A 16,286-nucleotide genomic window follows, 5' to 3' on the forward strand; every position below is an offset into this window, starting at 1 on the left:
CCTCACTCTGTCAAATGAATATGTATCCATGATGCAATAAAAATAAGTAAGCACATTATAAGATACGAATTTCATCTGATATAGTTTCACTTTTTTGGAAATTTATAAGTAGAACCATTATTTTCTCGTTATAAAAGGAGTTTTCCCGCAATCTTCATTGGGGAAACTCCTTTTTCGTCAGACTATTGTATCATTTTTAGATATTCTTCTAAAATGCGGAAATTATAAACTAACCCCTGTTGCTCAATCGATAAATTACTATAATCTTTTTGAGCAGCTAATACTTTTTTCTCGAAGGATGAGCTTTCTGGATCAATGCCGCCAATGGCTTGGACAACTTTCAAAACAGCTGCCACATCTTTTTCAGCCTGCTTTAATACATCCTCATTGATGACTTGTCCTCGTACTTTTGAATCCAGCGCTTTATAAGCAGCAACTGCATTAGCCACATCTTCAATATAGGTTGGCGAGCTTGGTGAAAGTCCTGCTATTAACTCAACCACTTTCTTGACGTCAGCCATGCTTTTCTCTGCCTCTAATAAAATAGAGTAGTTGGAAATACGCTGTTTATCTATTGTATTCAAGCTATCATACTCTCTACGCACCGCTTCGATCATACCAAAGTAGAACTTATCCTTCGGATTCAAGTTAGCAATGCTATTATAAACTTTTATCACGTTGTCTAATGATAGCAATAGCTGGTCGTTATAGACATAGCGTCTTTGATCGGCATTGAGCTTATCATAGGCTTTTAAAATCTTTTGATACTGGCTGTTCATATCTTTGGCTGTTAATAGTCGGTCAATATCCTCTACCACAGTAATAACAGGCTTAATTAGCTTCTCTTGATCTTGTAGCACTCTGTAATTTTGTACAGCTCGCTGCTGATCCTTTGGTAAAGCATTATAAGCCGCACGAATCTCTTGAATACGTTTCACATATTGCTTTGGATCAACAGATGGTAAGTCATTGATCATCTGCATTACATTCCCAGCACCTAAAATACTAGACTCAGCTGCTTGCAATAAATAATAGTTTGTCACATATTGCTGCAAATCAGCAGGCAGTGCATCGTACAATGAACGGGCTCGTGATGTATCCTGAAGGAATGTACTATTAGAAGATTTTAGTTTGCTAATCAATTCCATCACATTAGAAACGGGCTCAAACTTTAAGAGTATATCAATATTATCAATATATTTCTTCTGATCCTTTGATAGTTTGTCATAGGCCTTACGTGCGGCGTTAAACTTACTAACAAAGTTTTGCGCTTCTGGATCTAGTTCATTAATTTGAACCATCACACTTAAAATCGGCTTAACCGCTTTTTCACGTGTTGTTAAATCTTTAATATTTGTCACTAATTTCTTTTGATTCGATGACAGCTTATCATAGGCTACTCGTGCATTCATCAGCTTCGTTAAATAGTCTGCATCTTGTTCTTCTGTTAAATTAATAAGCTCAATCACGCTCTGCGCTAAGCCCTGTTCATTTTCTGCTGCCACCAGAGCATCATAGTTGATGATAGCTTGTTGTTTCGCTTCAGGTAGTGAATCGTAAAGCTCACGAGCTGTTTTCATATCCTGATAGAATGTTTTACTCGTTGGCTTTAATGAAGCAATAAGACCAATCAAAGAAGCTACATCCTCAACTGCTGTCAGATTATCATAGTTCGTCACTCGTTTTTGTGATACTGTATCAAGCGCATTATAGGCTTTGCGTGCAGCAAGTACCTTTTTCGTATAATCCTTACTTGTTGGGTTTAAGGCATCAATCATTTGAATAACCTTTACTACAGCCTTATTGTTTTTTTCATACGCACTTAACGTTTTGTACTCTTCCACCAGCTTTTTAACATTTTTATCCATCGCCTTATATTCTGCAGCTAGGTCGGCTACCTTTTTGACAAATGTGTCAGGATTCTCATTCGCCAATGCTGCGACATGGGCATCAAAGTTTTTGGCTGTATCGATATACCCCTGTGCTTTTATTAGGTCAGCATAATTGACAACCTTTCCTTGAAGTGTTGCATCTGCTAATGCCGCGTATGCCTCTGTTGCTTTTGTTACATCCACTTTATACGTTTTTTTAGAAGGATTTAAAGCATTAATTTGAACAATGACATCTACAACTGGTACTATATCTTTTAAATCCTTGTAATTTTTTACATATACTTTATTATTGTCATCTAGCTTTGCATAAGCAGTAAAAGCTGACTTCGCTTTGGAAATATAGCTTTTAGAAGATGGATCAAGTTTTTCAAAGAGTGAGATGACATTCACAACAGCTTTATGTGATTTTTCAAAATCTGTTAAAACTTTAATGTTCGTTACACGACTTTTTGCTGCTGATGGTAGTGCATTATAAGCTGAACGGGCATCTAGCATATCCTGTACGAGATTAGATGATGTATTTAAACTGTCGATCTTGCTCATAACATCTGTTACTGCTGATGCTTCGTTTGTAAGAACTGTTAATTTTTCATTGAGTTTATCTTTGATATTATCAAGCGCTGCTGCATATTCACTGCCCGATGCATCTAAAGCAGCAACTGCATTTTTCAATGTTGCAAGCTGTGCGTTGTAGTCAGACACAGAAGAATTTAGTGCATTCACTTTTTTCGATACATCCGCATATTTGAAAAACAGAGTCAGTTTATTTGTGCCTTGAACTAACGTCTTTTCACTTTCTCCAAGCTTATTGAAAGCAGCCTGTGCAGCTAATGTCTTGCTTTCAAAAGTAGAAGCTGTTGGATCAATACTATCGATTAATTTATCCACAGTTAAAGACGCGTTATAAACCTTTTCCCACTTCGTTAACTCTGCTAGATTATTAACAATTTTTTTGACATTTGCCGCATTGATTGTTGTTCCAGATGGTGCTGGAGGAGCATCATAAGCAGTTCGAGCATCTTTAATTGCTTGTACTTTATCTGAAGCACCTGCAATTGCCAAGATGAGTCCTTCAATCTGTTGTGCAGAAGCAATATTCGCGACCGCTATTTCAAAATCAGCCGCATTCTTTATATATCCCTTTTCTAGGGTTAATTGATTATCATAAATATCTTTAATTGAAGCTACTTCTGTACGATAAGCAGCATCACTTGATACACGTAGTGCTGAAATTCGCTTGGAAATTTCAGCCGCTTTTTTATACTCTTCAAGTATAGAAGCGTTTGTCACCAAATTTTTTGATGCCGTATCAAGGCTGTTATATGCTTTTTCAACAGACGATACCGCACTAATGAAATTTGTTGCTGATGTGAATTCAGATGGTTGTTTTGCTTTCAGCTGATTAATACTTAAAATAACTTTTTCTACAGCAGACTGACTCGTTAGAGCGTCCTTATATTTTTTGAAGGGCGTTACGGAAGCATCGTTTGGATTATAAGCTTCAACCACCTTCTTTTGATCTGCAGTTAAGGTATTATATCCAGTTGTAAAACTGTTTAGTGCAGTCGAAATATCTTCAAAATTTGCAGAACTCTCCAATAAATTAACTAAATCCACTAGCTCGCTAGCAATCAATTCAGTAGCTTCTACATCCTTACCTAATTTTGATAGTTTTCCAACGTCCAGTCCTTTTTTGCCAAAATACGCATCACGTGCTGCCTTATCATAACCATATTGCAACACCGAGTTACGCATAGTAGGAGCAATACTACTTGCGTTATTTATAAGCGCTGTATCAACGGCCTGTTTAAATTGAGCTTGTACATATAGATAGGATGTTGTATCTGTTGGTTCTTTTTCTCCTAAAAATTTAACATATTCGTCATTTACAGCTTCAACTTCTTCAAAAAACGTTTTACTTGAATACAAAATTCCATTAACTTTATTGCCCATTCCTTTAAGCTTTGTTAATAGCTCGCGATGTTTTACTACATATTCATACTTCGCTTTTATAATTGCTTTTTCATCAACATTAAAATCTCCAGAATTTTGTACAACAATGAGATTTCCTTCTGCAATCACCATTTCATCACCTGAAGAATTTTCAGATAACTTACCATATTCTGCAATGAGCTGCTCTCTTGTCGTAGCAGCTGCTACCGCGTTGGCATAGCCAACTTGCTCTGTCTGTGGTGTCACACGAGTTTGCGCATCATTTTCCTGTGCATTCGCTATAGCCGTAGGTGCAAGTAAAAGACTTGTTATGACCCCTGCTGTCAATTTTCGATTCAATCGAACCACCCTTTCATCTTTTATGTATGGGAAAATGATTATGTTCATTTTCAATTATCTTGATTCAGAATTTATCCCCTTCCACTATACAGAGTTAAATTCTTGTTTTACTTTTTTCATCGATTAATTAAATGCCCACCGAAATAAGGGAACACCGTCTAAATGTGCCACGTCTTGTAGTAATGAAGGTCTGTGACCAGCATCAAGTAGCCCCAATACCTCTGGCGGATGTCACAGATTTTGAAATAAAACGTTTCGAGCAAGCTCGAAAAAATCCGGACGTAATTACAGCAAAGTGTAATTGATAATCATTACTTTAGTATCGGTATAAATATCATGTTTTCAAGACATTCTAGTATATTTACAAAATTATGAGTATCAAAAATAATTTTTCAAATTTACTAGCTAGAAAAACAGGAAGTTATTTCAATTATACTATACAATAGATTTATGTGATGTTTACATCAACCGACATGTAGTGACGGCATATGATTTTTTCTACGAAATTAATGAAAAAAAACAGCTAATTTCATATGTCATAATCTTTTTACAAGGTGTATACTACAACTTTGAAATCCTATTTTGGAAGAAAGGACGCTGTTTATGTTTTACCATTATAAGTTCTGGCATAGCTTAAAAAATCCTGCCTACTTTACAAACATAGTAGAGGAAGGTGAGGTCATCGGATATAAGAAACGCGTATTATCAGTGTTTATTTTATTTATCCTGTTGTATACTGTACGCGAATATTGGGGAATGGGGACGGAAAATTTAACGACCCTATTCGCAATGGATCAACAAAATGATTATTTTGTAGCACGCGTACTTTCCATGCTCGGTGCTGTATTATGGGCAATCGTCTATTTTTGCTTCCATTATTATGGGGTTACCTATCTATTACATCTATTAACGGACATTCCTTACTCTTGGATTAAAAAAGTCCAGCTTTATGTTGTTGCCTTCTTATTAATCGAAAAAGCAATTCTCTTTGCTGTTTTCTACGCAGTAGGCTATACAACAATGTTTTCATTCTTCTCATTAGCTCCAGCTGCCCTACAGGTGATTGAAACAGATTTCGTCTTATTTAGCATCAACCAATTGACAGTAACGACCGTTTTAATCATTATTGTGCAGTATCTATTCCTATCTAAATGGGAGGAAGCAGCTAGTAGAAAAATATTAGTAGTCAAATTGATTGGTGTACAACTATTTATGGCCTTATTTGTTGGGATGATTAGTGTGCTACCAATAAAAGAATGGATTGCTAGGGGGTTAGGATGATGGCATTTATCAAAGCAAGACCATGGACAAGTATGACCATTGTGTTGGCGATGCTAGTAATCGGTATAAATGCTTATTTAGTGTTCAAGAATGATAGCAACATCACACGATCCTACTTTATCGACGAGTTTCAAAAAGCCTATATCGGCACAAATACTGAGCGTGTCAATAAAGAAACGATTGTAGCACCTGCTGAAACATTTACGATTACGGCTGATGCAACTAGCTTATCGGCTGTGAATGTAAAGCGTGGTCAGGAAGTGATGATGAATGATTTGCTTGCTACCTATCAAACTGATGAGGTAGATGAAGAGATAACAAAGCTTGAATCAGAACGTACTGCCTATGAAACAGAATTAAGTGATTTACAGGATGCACTCGACCAAATTGAGGATGAATATGGAGATGGCTCTAATCCGAAAAGCTCGATTAATACGGACCAAATCAATGATAAACTATCTGTTACGCTAAAATTAGAGCTTGCTCAACAAAATTCAGCATCGACAGCCGTTGCACTGTTAAATCGACATATTGCCGAAACAAATCGTCAAATTGCGCTAATTGAAGCACAAATTACACAAATTCAATCTCGTCAAGGCATTGTCAGCCCTATTGACGGTATCGTATCTGCCATTAAAGAAGAAGCTGGTACAGTAACGTTTGAAATCTATTCTAATGAAAAAGCAATGTATGCCTATTTATCAGAAAAGGAATGGCAAAAGGTACAGGAAGGCCAAACCGTTGATTTTAAAGTCAAACATGTTAAAGATGCCTTATCAGGTGTGGTTTTAGAAAAACAAATGATCGCTACAGATGATCATACATTTTGGGCAAATGAGCTAGCCAAAACAGCAGCTTTACCACAGCCAACAAATTATGAAGTAACGTTACAGCAAGATGCTCCATTAGAGGACATCCCATTTTCAACTACAGGCAAGGCATCCATTATTGTCAATGAAGCATTCGATTCTTACAAAGTCGATAAATCGTGGCTAGCGACGACTAAAAAAGGAAATAAAAAGCTTTATATTATCAATCAGGAGGGCAAAATCCAGCTGATCGATATCAATGTGCAATTTAACACAGCGAAATCCGCTATTTTTATGGACTATGTAGAGGAAGGCACGCCAATGCTCTCTAATGAGAAACGTAATATTGCAGCCTATACCTTCCGCACATTGCCTGTTGAGAAAATACAATGGAGCCATTTTAAAGATTTAACTTGGAAACAATATGTGAAATACATTGTATTCTAAATAAAAAATCCGCTTCGCTCTCTTATGAGCGAAGCGGATTTTTTTGCTACGAACGAATCCCCTGTAGTAACTACAGGGGATTCATCAATATTATTTGAATGATAAGCATCTATTTAAGAAGCTTGCAAATTGAGCACGTGTAATTTGTGCATCTGGTCTAAATGTATTGTCTGGGAAACCTCCAGTTAAATTATTCGCCACAAGTGCTTGGATATTGCTATATGCCCAATGTGTTGATTTAACATCTGTGAAGCTTACCTTACTTGTACCTGTTAATTTATACGCTCTTGTTAAAATCGCAGCCATTTCTGCACGTGAAAGCTGTCCATTTGGATTAAACTTCCCTGCTTCTTGCCCTTTAATAATGCCAGCCTGCTCTACGGCAGCAATGGCACTGTATGCATAGTGGCCTTTACTCACATCTTTAAAGCTTGAATCCTTCGTCGTTGTTAGATTTAAAGCTCTAGCAATGATTGTCGCTGCCTCTGCACGAGTAATCGATGCTTCTGGCTTAAATGTTCCATTGGCATACCCTTTAATAAGCAATTTATTGTTTAGGCTTTGGATTTCAGAAAATGCCCAATGTCCTTTTGCAACATCTGTATAAATTAATTCCTCATGATTATCTTTATAGACAGCCTGTAATTGATCGAAGTATAGCTGCCCTTTCTTTTGAAGAGACGCTGTTGGTTGAGCAACATATAAACGTTCAAATTTCAATGGCTGCGCTAAATCACTCGGAATATTCGCCGTAACGTACTTCCAGCCATTCCAGTCTAAACCACCCTGACTTGTGAAATCAATCGTATGCTTAGCGCCAGAACCATCAACAACTACACCTCTTAGCCAATGCTTACCGCCATCACCAAATACCCAAAGACCGATGTTTTTAGGCTGACCTGTCATAGCAATTGGTGTCTTAGCAACCATATAGGCCGCTTTTGTGCCTGTGCCTGCTGTCGTAAAATCATAGTTTAATTGTAAGCTAGCAGTTCCCTGTCTAGCATACTCTTTAGAGTTTGCTAATGAAGCATTGGCTTTTGCCACTTCAGTTGTCCAAGATGACGCATTATCGAAGCTATCTAGTACGATAGGTTTTTCTGCTAAGTCTATTACTTTTACAGGTGTAGACGTACGGATTCCTTCATATTCTGCGATAATTTCCCCTTCACCTTTTTGTGTAGCAGTAAAGGTTGCCCCATCCATTTTCCCGATATTTCCTTCCACAGTCCATTTCATATTGGCTGGGTTGATCGTCATCGGATTCAAGTATTGATCATAGGCACTTGCTACCTGCATATCTACAGACGAACCTTTCATTACTTGACTGACACTACTTAATGTAATCGATTTTGCTTGTCCTGGTGGCGCTGTATTCACAACCTGCAAAATGGCTGATACACGACGTTCACTGCCCTCTGATGGTCTGTTCACTAGGTTGGCAAAATAGCCACCTGGATTACGCACGACCATCGCTGTAGAGCCGCCTCCATCTAAGTTAATAGCCGAAGAAGCGCCCATTGAAATTAAATGAGAAGCTAAATCTGATAAATTCACACCATTACTGTGACCGCTTATGCGACCATCAATTGTTACAAGAGATACCTTCGTACCAGTGGCATCCACTGCAACTGCTGTACGTGGACTACGTGTTGAAGCAAAACCAGAATTCGTCGGCATCGAAATATCTACTTTGCCGTTTCGCACTAGCATTGGTCCAGCAGCTAAAATGAATTGAGCATCCATCCATTTTTGATCAATGGATAAGCTTACATCCACATTCGTGCCTGAAGTAATTGTACTTAATTCAGCAGCTAACTCTTTATTTTGAACAGAAATAACAAAGCCATCCGCTGGTACAGATGAGTTACCTTCTGCCCCATAGGCTGTTACATGCGAAACTGTGCCTGAAAACTGATCGCCAAAATGCAAAACATTTGTATCTTGGCTAGCACCTGTCACCACTAATTCTACACCCCATGTATTCGTACCTGTCGTTCTTTTTTCAGGTGTATATAAAACTGTTTTATTCGTTCCTCGTTCACTATTAATGAGATCAATAGGATAGCTTTTGCCATTCACTTGGAACGTTAGATTTGTTGTATAATAATCTGCTATCGCTTTCCCTGATTTTGATAAACCAAACGCAACTGGTTTTTGTGTTGGGCTATCATACGTATCTCCTAAAATACCATAGTTCACTATTTCATTTTTTTCCGCTAACAAGTTCGCGGGCATACCATTACCTAAAAAGTAAGAAGCATTGACAGCTCCCACAACACGATGTCCATCATACGTATTTTGCTTTGCCATCGCTGATGTTGTTTTTAATGAATTAATAGGATTGGGCATACCGATTTCTAATTTTGTATATGTATTATTTAAATTAACATCTAAAACATTTACAAACTCACGAATAGAACCTGAAGTATAGCTTTGCTGTATATGTGTTACCTGTGGTGAAACCTCCGTTTTAACTTCACTGACTTTATTGCCTAAACCAGCTGCTTGTCCATTGATTGGGCTAACTGTTAGTATAAGCACAAATAGGGCTACAATAATTGTTACTAGTTTCCTTGCCAATTTCTTCACTCCGAATATATTCAAAGTATGGCACGATCTCATGTCACATGACCCGTGCCAGTGACTTTTTTATTTTGTTCCTACATAGATAGCTACTGGAAGATTGACACCACCAGCATGCATTAGTTCTAATTCAATTGTTCCTGATGAACCATCAATTGTGTACTCTGGCAGCTCAACATATTCTGTTCCTACTCGTAAAGAAGGCACTAAATATACTTTGCCATTGACCTTAATAGCACCACTATATAAACCACCACGACCAGCTAATTTCATCTTAATCGTTTTTGATGTGCCAGATGAATTCACCACTGGAATCGACACCTTATAGTTCATGCCAAAATGACCTGGATTCCCTACTGCTCCATTGATTTGCGAGAAGGAATTTTCAGCCGTTTGTAAATGGTCTGTACGACCGTTAGAAATGTTATAGCCTACCTCTGGAGAATCTACTGTATAGGCTGGTAGCTCTGCTAGAATTGTAGCACTTGGCCACGCACCCCTTGGATGTTTAGCATATTCATCAACAGCAACCTGCTCTGATTGAATCGTTCTTAAGTCACTATTATCCTTTGTAAGCACTGTACGAATTGTATACTCTGGCTTTCCACCGTTAGCCGCTTGGATATCTAAATCATGTAAAAAACCAATAATATAGTCGTATTCTAAATCGTATGTTTCAATAACCTTTGTTTCTCCTGGTTCAATCACAGTACCTTTACTTGTTGATCTTTGAAGCTTGTTATTTAAAACAGCATCAGCAATCGTTAAACCAATATCGTGGCCTACCCAGCTGTTCCCAGTTTTTTGGTTAATGCCCTTCGATTCTGTTACCTTAATACTCTCTGTAGTAGATTTATTTTGAACCGTAATCCCAAGCTTCACATCTGTCCCTAATGTGTTATAATGCCAACCAAAGATACGGTGCTTATTCGTTGCTGCTGTTGCATTAACATCGTATTGTGCAAGCGTAGCATTAGATTTAGGAACTAATTTACGTGTTAAAGTTTCTGGGTTGTCACTTATAAATAAATCACGATCTCCCTCTAAACGAGCAGAAGGAACGGCTTCTGGATAAGCTGTTGAGCCAAATGATTTTTCAAGGAAAGAGCTTGTATACATATAATGATAGACATATAAATACATTTCTCGTTTTTCACTTATATAACGCAAGTTTCCGCCTAATGCATTCACTACAAAGGTAATAGGAACGTACATCTTCCCTTTTTGAACAAAAGGAACCTCTTCTAAAGTGACAACTTCATTATTCACTAAAACTTGATTACTGTTATCCTTAAAAACAAAGCTCATGCCAGCTATTTGTAATTCAAAAGAGTTATCTGGTAGCCACATGCCTGTTGAATCATCAAGGTATTCATATATATAATTCGCTGGGATGTAGGATCTTGATTGCTTCATCACAATTGGATCTTTCATCACAATGCGATGATTATTAATATGTAAAATATATGGGTTTTCTTGAGGTTGCTCTGGTGTTTCATCAGATAACGTAATATCTACACTTTGAGTATCGGGGTCCCAATTCACAGTGCCATCAAAGTTTTCACTGACAAAGCGTAATGGCATATAAGTTCGGTCCTTATACATAAACGGTGCGACATCCATCGCCACCTCTTCCCCATCTACTAATGCGTTCATAGAGTCAATCGTTAAATCGACAAGCTTACCATTTCGAGTAGCTGACGCTGTCAATGTATCCTTATTCCACTCCACATTCGCACCAATCGCCTCATATAATGCGCGCATCGGTAATAATAAGAAATCCGATTTATTTAAGATAGGGTCATTGACACTAATCGTCTCTCCATTAATCGTAATCGAAACATTGTTTTTTATCTGAATTCCATCTTTACTAATAGCTGTTGCAGATGCTTGTCCAGGCAAAATAGTAGCCAAAGCAACTGCCGATACAATACATGTATTCCTAAGTTTCTTAAACATGCTAATCTCCTTTTTCACATTCCATAGTCTTTAACATCTTAACACGAAAAAACCCTAAAATGTGGGATTTTTATCGAAAAGTGTTGAATTCGGTACTAGAGTGCTAACCCCTCTCCTTCAAAAGCTTCATAGAAAGAAAAGGCTATTTCCAAATCTCCATGAACATTTTCTATCAAACTCATTGCTACTTGATAAATCCTTATGTATAACCCCCATCGTACTGTATTTTAAAGGTAATGAAGTCAGCTTTTTATCAAATTATATGTGCATAATATTTGATAAGTAACTTCATTACTATTAGAACTCCCAGTAAAGTTATATTTTCTTAAGTAGACTCGTTTTATAAAAAAAAGTTACATAACTTTTGGGTAATCACCATAGAAAATGAAGTATTTGAGGATTACTGCATTCAAAACATCTCTAGGTTGGATGATGCTTAATTGGACAGATGTGAACACTATGAATATAGCTGATTTTCGTTAATGATACTTAGTTAGATGATATCGAATTCGTTTTTTGTAGTGTATTAATTTCACTTGTGCAATATATAAATAACAGGTTATAGCACATGCTCAGCGTACTAAAAACCCCTCTTCTAATCGTGAAGAGAGGCTGAGTAGTTGCCAAATCGCTAAATTTAATGAATCTAAAATATGTTTAAATTGTTGGTTATTACTATGTCGTAAGTATTGAATTAATGGTCGTTTAGCAACAGATTTTCGCATATCAAAATTTGATTTTAGACTAGTTTATCTTATCTACTAAATAAACGCTATATGTACTATCAAGCATAAACTTATTTTTTATTTTTAAAGTTTTTGAATCCCATATAGAAATTACATTTTTATCCTCTTTATAAGAAGCTGTATAAAATTCATTGGCATCATAATCAACATTTAAAAGATTTTGATTAGCTGTATTTTCTATTATCTCCATTTGAGGAGAACCAGTACTAAATGATACTTTTACTATAAAATTTAATTTTTGATCAATAGTGTTTAAAACAATATTGATCAAAAGATCTCCATTCTCTAGCATTAAATTTTTTTTGAATTCTATATTAACTATATCATCCATTATAGCTGTAAAGTCAGAAGAAAAAGTGCTTACTTTTAAATCACTACTTATTTCTACAATATCTCCACTATACATAAATAAATATAGTTTATTATTTTTACCAGTAAAAGAAAAATAATTAGGATACTGGTTTAAATTAACTTCATCTATAATTTCTAAGTCCTCATTATATTTCCTTATTTTTAAAATATCCTCACTATTTTCTTGTGCATCTTTTACAATCCCTACTACAATTGGAGCACCTTCAAGTATTGTAATATCATGTATTCTGTAATTTTCAGGAAATTCAATGCACTTATTGGGTCCAATTTTGCAAAATTTATTATCTAAATTTTTATCCATATTTGTCATAATAAATTTTGAATCGTCATCCATATAGAATCTTTCTACAAAGTCATTTTGACCTGTATTAATAAACGAGATTTTCGAATTATTTGGGTTGTACGACATGATTTTAGAATCGCCTGAATATCCACTACTAGCAAAATAGTATTTATTTTGGAAAAAATAAATGTTAGAAGGAGCGAAAAGTCTATCCGAAATTTCATAGCGTTTTATAATTTCACCATTTGAATTAAATTCTTGTATATATCCTTTTTCTGCAACAGGATCCATTAAATTAAACACTAAATAATCTCCCTGTCTATCAGTTGTGAAATTTGTAACATCATTAATTTCAATAATATCTATTTCTTTTTCGGATTCTTTATATACTATAGGTTCTTCACAACTTGAAAGTAATAATAAAGTGATAAAAACAGCAAAAAATTTCAATATTTTCATATTTACACCTATATTTCTTATAATTATATAAAATTGTATAAAAAGGACTTTTTGAAATGAATTTATGTGAAAATCGAAAAGCAGAAATGTTGTTAAATCAACGTTTCTGCTTTCGCTATTTGGGCATTTTTGATTAAAATACCCCTTTTAAGACAACCCATATGTAATAAATCTTAGAACATATTTTTGGGCACATTAGAATATTTTATTGTGTTACCACTAGCAGCAATGTCAATCGGCAATACAGGACCCATTTTTGGTCCAACTCTATAGCCAGCAGATTGCCAAGCCTTGTATACAAGTTTTGAACAGTACCATTCATCATTATTGTCAAAACCAGTTTTTACATTATATGGTTCACCTACTTGATCAACCGCAAATTGATATGCTGCTAAATATGCAGAATCAGGGGCATCTTTAACATAATATAATTCTTCATCATTTATATGTGACTGACCCCAATAAACTGAAGCGGGATTATGTACAACCCCTGAACGAACAGCTTCAACAACGTAATTAGGAATTGTACTCATTAACGCAGTATGTCCATGTCGAATAACATCATAAGATTTAGCTACGTTACTAATTAAAATATCTCCTTTATATCTAGAAGTTCCACCACCAATCTCTAAAGCAAATGGAGAAATAGCAGTATCATCATTATTTGTATAACTGATTGATTTATTTTCTAATTGAGAATCATATATTATAACATCAAGGTCATTTACTTGATCTACAATTGATATTTTTTTTTCATGATCAATGTTTGGATTTTCTTCTAAATAGTCATGTAACATATTGTAATTCTCTATTGATAGTTGGTCTCTTTCGTTAATTGATAATTCAATACCAGATTGAATATAATTTTTTGTCTCTTCCAACTTTTGAACAAGTTGTTCAAAACTATCTCCTTCACTTTTTGCAAGACTTGCGTTAGTTCCAAAATTAAAAAGACTAATAGAAATAACAGCAATAGCAGACATTTTAATCATTTTATTTTTCATAATTCCACTCCTAAAAAAATTTATATTTCTTTAATACATTGCAATATATTCGAATCGATTCTTGATGCAAATATATCACACAAAAAGGAAAAAATAAACTATTTAACAAAAAAAGGTTTTATATATTATTGATAACATATATAGTAATGATTACCATTTTTGAATAGAAGCTATTAAAATAACTTCTGCAAAGTAGCTCCAGCTATTCCCTTATGGAAAAATGTAGCCAATATCTTTTAAATACATCGATTGAAAATTGGCGAAAAAGTACCCGAAGGACCTTTTCTATATTGTTGAGGAGAAATTGTAGAACAATAATCATCTCTCTGGTTCTTTGAAGACGTGCTTGAATAAGGACCCGCTCTTACTTGCGCTTGCCTTTGCAAAACTACCCTTCAATTTCGTTAGGTTCAGCGCTACCCCGCCGTTTAAACTGTTTTTGTCCAGCCTTGACCTCACGGCCCTTAAAAGGTCATTCGGGTTTCGACCATTTAACCTTATCCCGAATAACATTTATACTGATTATAAACAGCCACCCCCTATTCAATTGAATAGGGGGTGGCTGTTTCCCTAACCTTTTTGGGAACGTTATTTCATTATGAAGGTTATAAGATTAGCATATTTAAGCACGAAATTAGCCCTTAAATTTGATAAGAACGTGTTAATTGAAGCTAAAAAAGTGAAACTACTACTTTATGTCCCATCATCTTATCTATTTGTATACGTAAAAATATTGTAGAAGGCTCCAATGCTATCAATTTCGCGCAAATGTGTACCGCCACCATAAGTCATTTTTAAATGATACGTTGTAAAAAGACCTAAATTGTGGCTGCTAAACTGCTCTACCGTATAAACGTGTTGACCGGCAGTGCATGTGCCGTTATCATAGCATTGCAAACCATGTTTATTTGCCAATTCATTATAGTACGTAGTTTCTGAAGGCCTTGTGAACAGAGCAGTCACGCATATCAACGCAAGTACAAGGACAGAAATGAGAGGTTTTTTCTTTAACAAAATGCTTACAAAAATTGTAGTAACGATAATTAAGATTAATAGAATAAAAAATACAATAAACATTGAATCCTCCTTTTATTTACTAACTCATAATGAACAAATTAACTTCAAATAATCACCATAAAAAAGACAGAATGCCAAACTTTTAGGGAATACATTTCACAAGTAAAATAGAAATTATTTAACCGCTTGTTTGTTCTTTCCTTCCGATGATATTTTAAGAAATTCAATCTCTGCAAGATATTCCACTATATACTACACATGTACGTAAGAATATCTAAGAAATGATATGCTGCTAACTTTAAAGTTTGGTATACAATCATCGGAAGCCCTCGGATATTTAATGCGAATTTAACCATATTTCCGATTTCTGTTAACATCTCAAACTCTGGTACTTGTTTATTGCCTAAACCTATTGTAATGTCATGACTTCTTATTGCTATTCTTGACGTTTATCCATAATCTTTATTCACCTCTAGGAATAATTTATCACATTACATATATAATTTTCCATATTTTTAAAGTTATAAAAAGGTATAATTTAGACGTTGATAGCTAATAAGCTAAGCGATTAATAGCTATCATTCCTTTTTCTCAGCTATCTAAACCTTCTTACAAATATTAAATTTCATTTTATACTTCTGACTAACGGTGATATATTAACTAGCCTTTTACCCACCCTGATACAAGACTGTATTCTGAACAAAGTGTTAATGCTGTAAATGATAATCCTATCGCCATAGCAAGCTTATAATCCTTTCCTGCTACATATATATAAAGATTTATAAGTGTTGTTACTATTGCAATAATCCCTAATATTATCCACATAACTATACCTCCATATATTTTTATTTATGTCATGTAATAATACTAATGTGCATTAGTTTTCTATACGCGAATACGCAAATATTCGGAAGGATTTCTCATGACAAAATGTTTTTCAATAGACATTAAGACTTCATCATTTCCAGGTAAAGAAACCATGGCAATTGCCTCTTTAAACGATAACCATTTATATTCGCTGTGTTCGTAATTTAATGTGACTTCTTGTTGTTCTTCAACATATCCAACAAATTCAGGTGCAACATAAATATAATTTTCTTTTGGTGCTCCATGTTACAGATGACCTCGGTAATGTGTAT

10 protein-coding genes are annotated in these 16,286 nt (G+C 35.2%); 2 read left to right on the plus strand and 8 right to left on the minus strand.

Annotation, left to right across the window (positions count from 1 at the left end; all coding sequences use genetic code 11):
• Window positions 1–182: 182 nt before the first annotated feature.
• Complete coding sequence (locus CRI88_RS05050) at window positions 183–4,232, minus strand: cell wall-binding protein (protein WP_257982873.1); 4,050 nt, start codon at window positions 4,230–4,232, stop codon at window positions 183–185.
• A 555-nt stretch (window positions 4,233–4,787) separates the two neighbouring features.
• Here CRI88_RS05050 and CRI88_RS05055 point away from each other — a divergent pair.
• Together CRI88_RS05055 and CRI88_RS05060 are read left to right on the plus strand one after the other, a co-directional pair.
• Window positions 4,788–5,465, plus strand: a complete 678-nt coding sequence (locus CRI88_RS05055) for a hypothetical protein (protein ID WP_101966450.1) — start codon at window positions 4,788–4,790, stop codon at window positions 5,463–5,465.
• Complete coding sequence (locus CRI88_RS05060) at window positions 5,462–6,721, plus strand: HlyD family secretion protein (protein ID WP_180957772.1); 1,260 nt, start codon at window positions 5,462–5,464, stop codon at window positions 6,719–6,721. The genes CRI88_RS05055 and CRI88_RS05060 overlap by 4 nt, the downstream gene beginning before the upstream one ends.
• A 90-nt stretch (window positions 6,722–6,811) precedes the next feature.
• On the opposite strand, the gene CRI88_RS05065 is transcribed toward CRI88_RS05060, so the two are convergent.
• The 7 genes from CRI88_RS05065 to CRI88_RS22420 form a co-directional block, all read right to left on the minus strand.
• Entirely contained in the window at window positions 6,812–9,304 is a 2,493-nt protein-coding gene (locus CRI88_RS05065; RefSeq protein WP_101966452.1) for an S-layer homology domain-containing protein, read from the minus strand.
• Window positions 9,305–9,373: 69 nt separating this feature from the next.
• The gene (locus tag CRI88_RS05070; RefSeq protein WP_058845003.1) at window positions 9,374–11,266 is read right to left on the minus strand and encodes a stalk domain-containing protein; all 1,893 of its coding nucleotides are present in this window, start codon (window positions 11,264–11,266) and stop codon (window positions 9,374–9,376) included.
• Window positions 11,267–11,838: 572 nt separating this feature from the next.
• Window positions 11,839–11,991, minus strand: coding sequence for a hypothetical protein (locus tag CRI88_RS22415; RefSeq protein ID WP_180957773.1), 153 nt, complete (start codon window positions 11,989–11,991; stop codon window positions 11,839–11,841).
• 19 nt (window positions 11,992–12,010) lie between these two features.
• A complete protein-coding gene (locus CRI88_RS05075) occupies window positions 12,011–13,126 on the minus strand; it encodes a hypothetical protein (protein ID WP_101966453.1) in 1,116 nt (371 codons plus the stop codon).
• Window positions 13,127–13,299: 173 nt separating this feature from the next.
• A complete protein-coding gene (locus CRI88_RS05080; RefSeq protein ID WP_101966454.1) occupies window positions 13,300–14,130 on the minus strand; it encodes a YiiX/YebB-like N1pC/P60 family cysteine hydrolase in 831 nt (276 codons plus the stop codon).
• A 708-nt stretch (window positions 14,131–14,838) separates the two neighbouring features.
• Window positions 14,839–15,207, minus strand: a complete 369-nt coding sequence (locus tag CRI88_RS05090; RefSeq protein WP_101966456.1) for a hypothetical protein — start codon at window positions 15,205–15,207, stop codon at window positions 14,839–14,841.
• A gap of 600 nt (window positions 15,208–15,807) precedes the next feature.
• Window positions 15,808–15,972 carry a hypothetical protein gene (locus CRI88_RS22420; RefSeq protein WP_180957782.1) on the minus strand — a complete coding sequence of 55 codons (165 nt, stop codon included), beginning with the start codon at window positions 15,970–15,972 and terminating at the stop codon, window positions 15,808–15,810.
• Between the last annotated feature and the right edge of the window lie 314 nt (window positions 15,973–16,286).

Origin of the sequence: Lysinibacillus fusiformis, assembly GCF_002845985.1 — a bacterium.
Taxonomy (GTDB): domain Bacteria; phylum Bacillota; class Bacilli; order Bacillales_A; family Planococcaceae; genus Lysinibacillus; species Lysinibacillus fusiformis_D.

Excerpts from the sequence above, each read along its gene's own strand:
- CRI88_RS05050 (WP_257982873.1), bottom strand. The coding sequence starts at position 4,232 with ATGAACATAATCATTTTCCCATACATAAAAGATGAAAGGGTGGTTCGA.
- CRI88_RS05055 (WP_101966450.1), top strand. The coding sequence starts at position 4,788 with ATGTTTTACCATTATAAGTTCTGGCATAGCTTAAAAAATCCTGCCTAC.
- CRI88_RS05060 (WP_180957772.1), top strand. The coding sequence starts at position 5,462 with ATGATGGCATTTATCAAAGCAAGACCATGGACAAGTATGACCATTGTG.
- CRI88_RS05070 (WP_058845003.1), bottom strand. The coding sequence starts at position 11,266 with ATGTTTAAGAAACTTAGGAATACATGTATTGTATCGGCAGTTGCTTTG.
- CRI88_RS22415 (WP_180957773.1), bottom strand. The coding sequence starts at position 11,991 with ATGCGAAAATCTGTTGCTAAACGACCATTAATTCAATACTTACGACAT.
- CRI88_RS05075 (WP_101966453.1), bottom strand. The coding sequence starts at position 13,126 with ATGAAAATATTGAAATTTTTTGCTGTTTTTATCACTTTATTATTACTT.
- CRI88_RS05080 (WP_101966454.1), bottom strand. The coding sequence starts at position 14,130 with ATGAAAAATAAAATGATTAAAATGTCTGCTATTGCTGTTATTTCTATT.
- CRI88_RS05090 (WP_101966456.1), bottom strand. The coding sequence starts at position 15,207 with ATGTTTATTGTATTTTTTATTCTATTAATCTTAATTATCGTTACTACA.
- CRI88_RS22420 (WP_180957782.1), bottom strand. The coding sequence starts at position 15,972 with ATGTGGATAATATTAGGGATTATTGCAATAGTAACAACACTTATAAAT.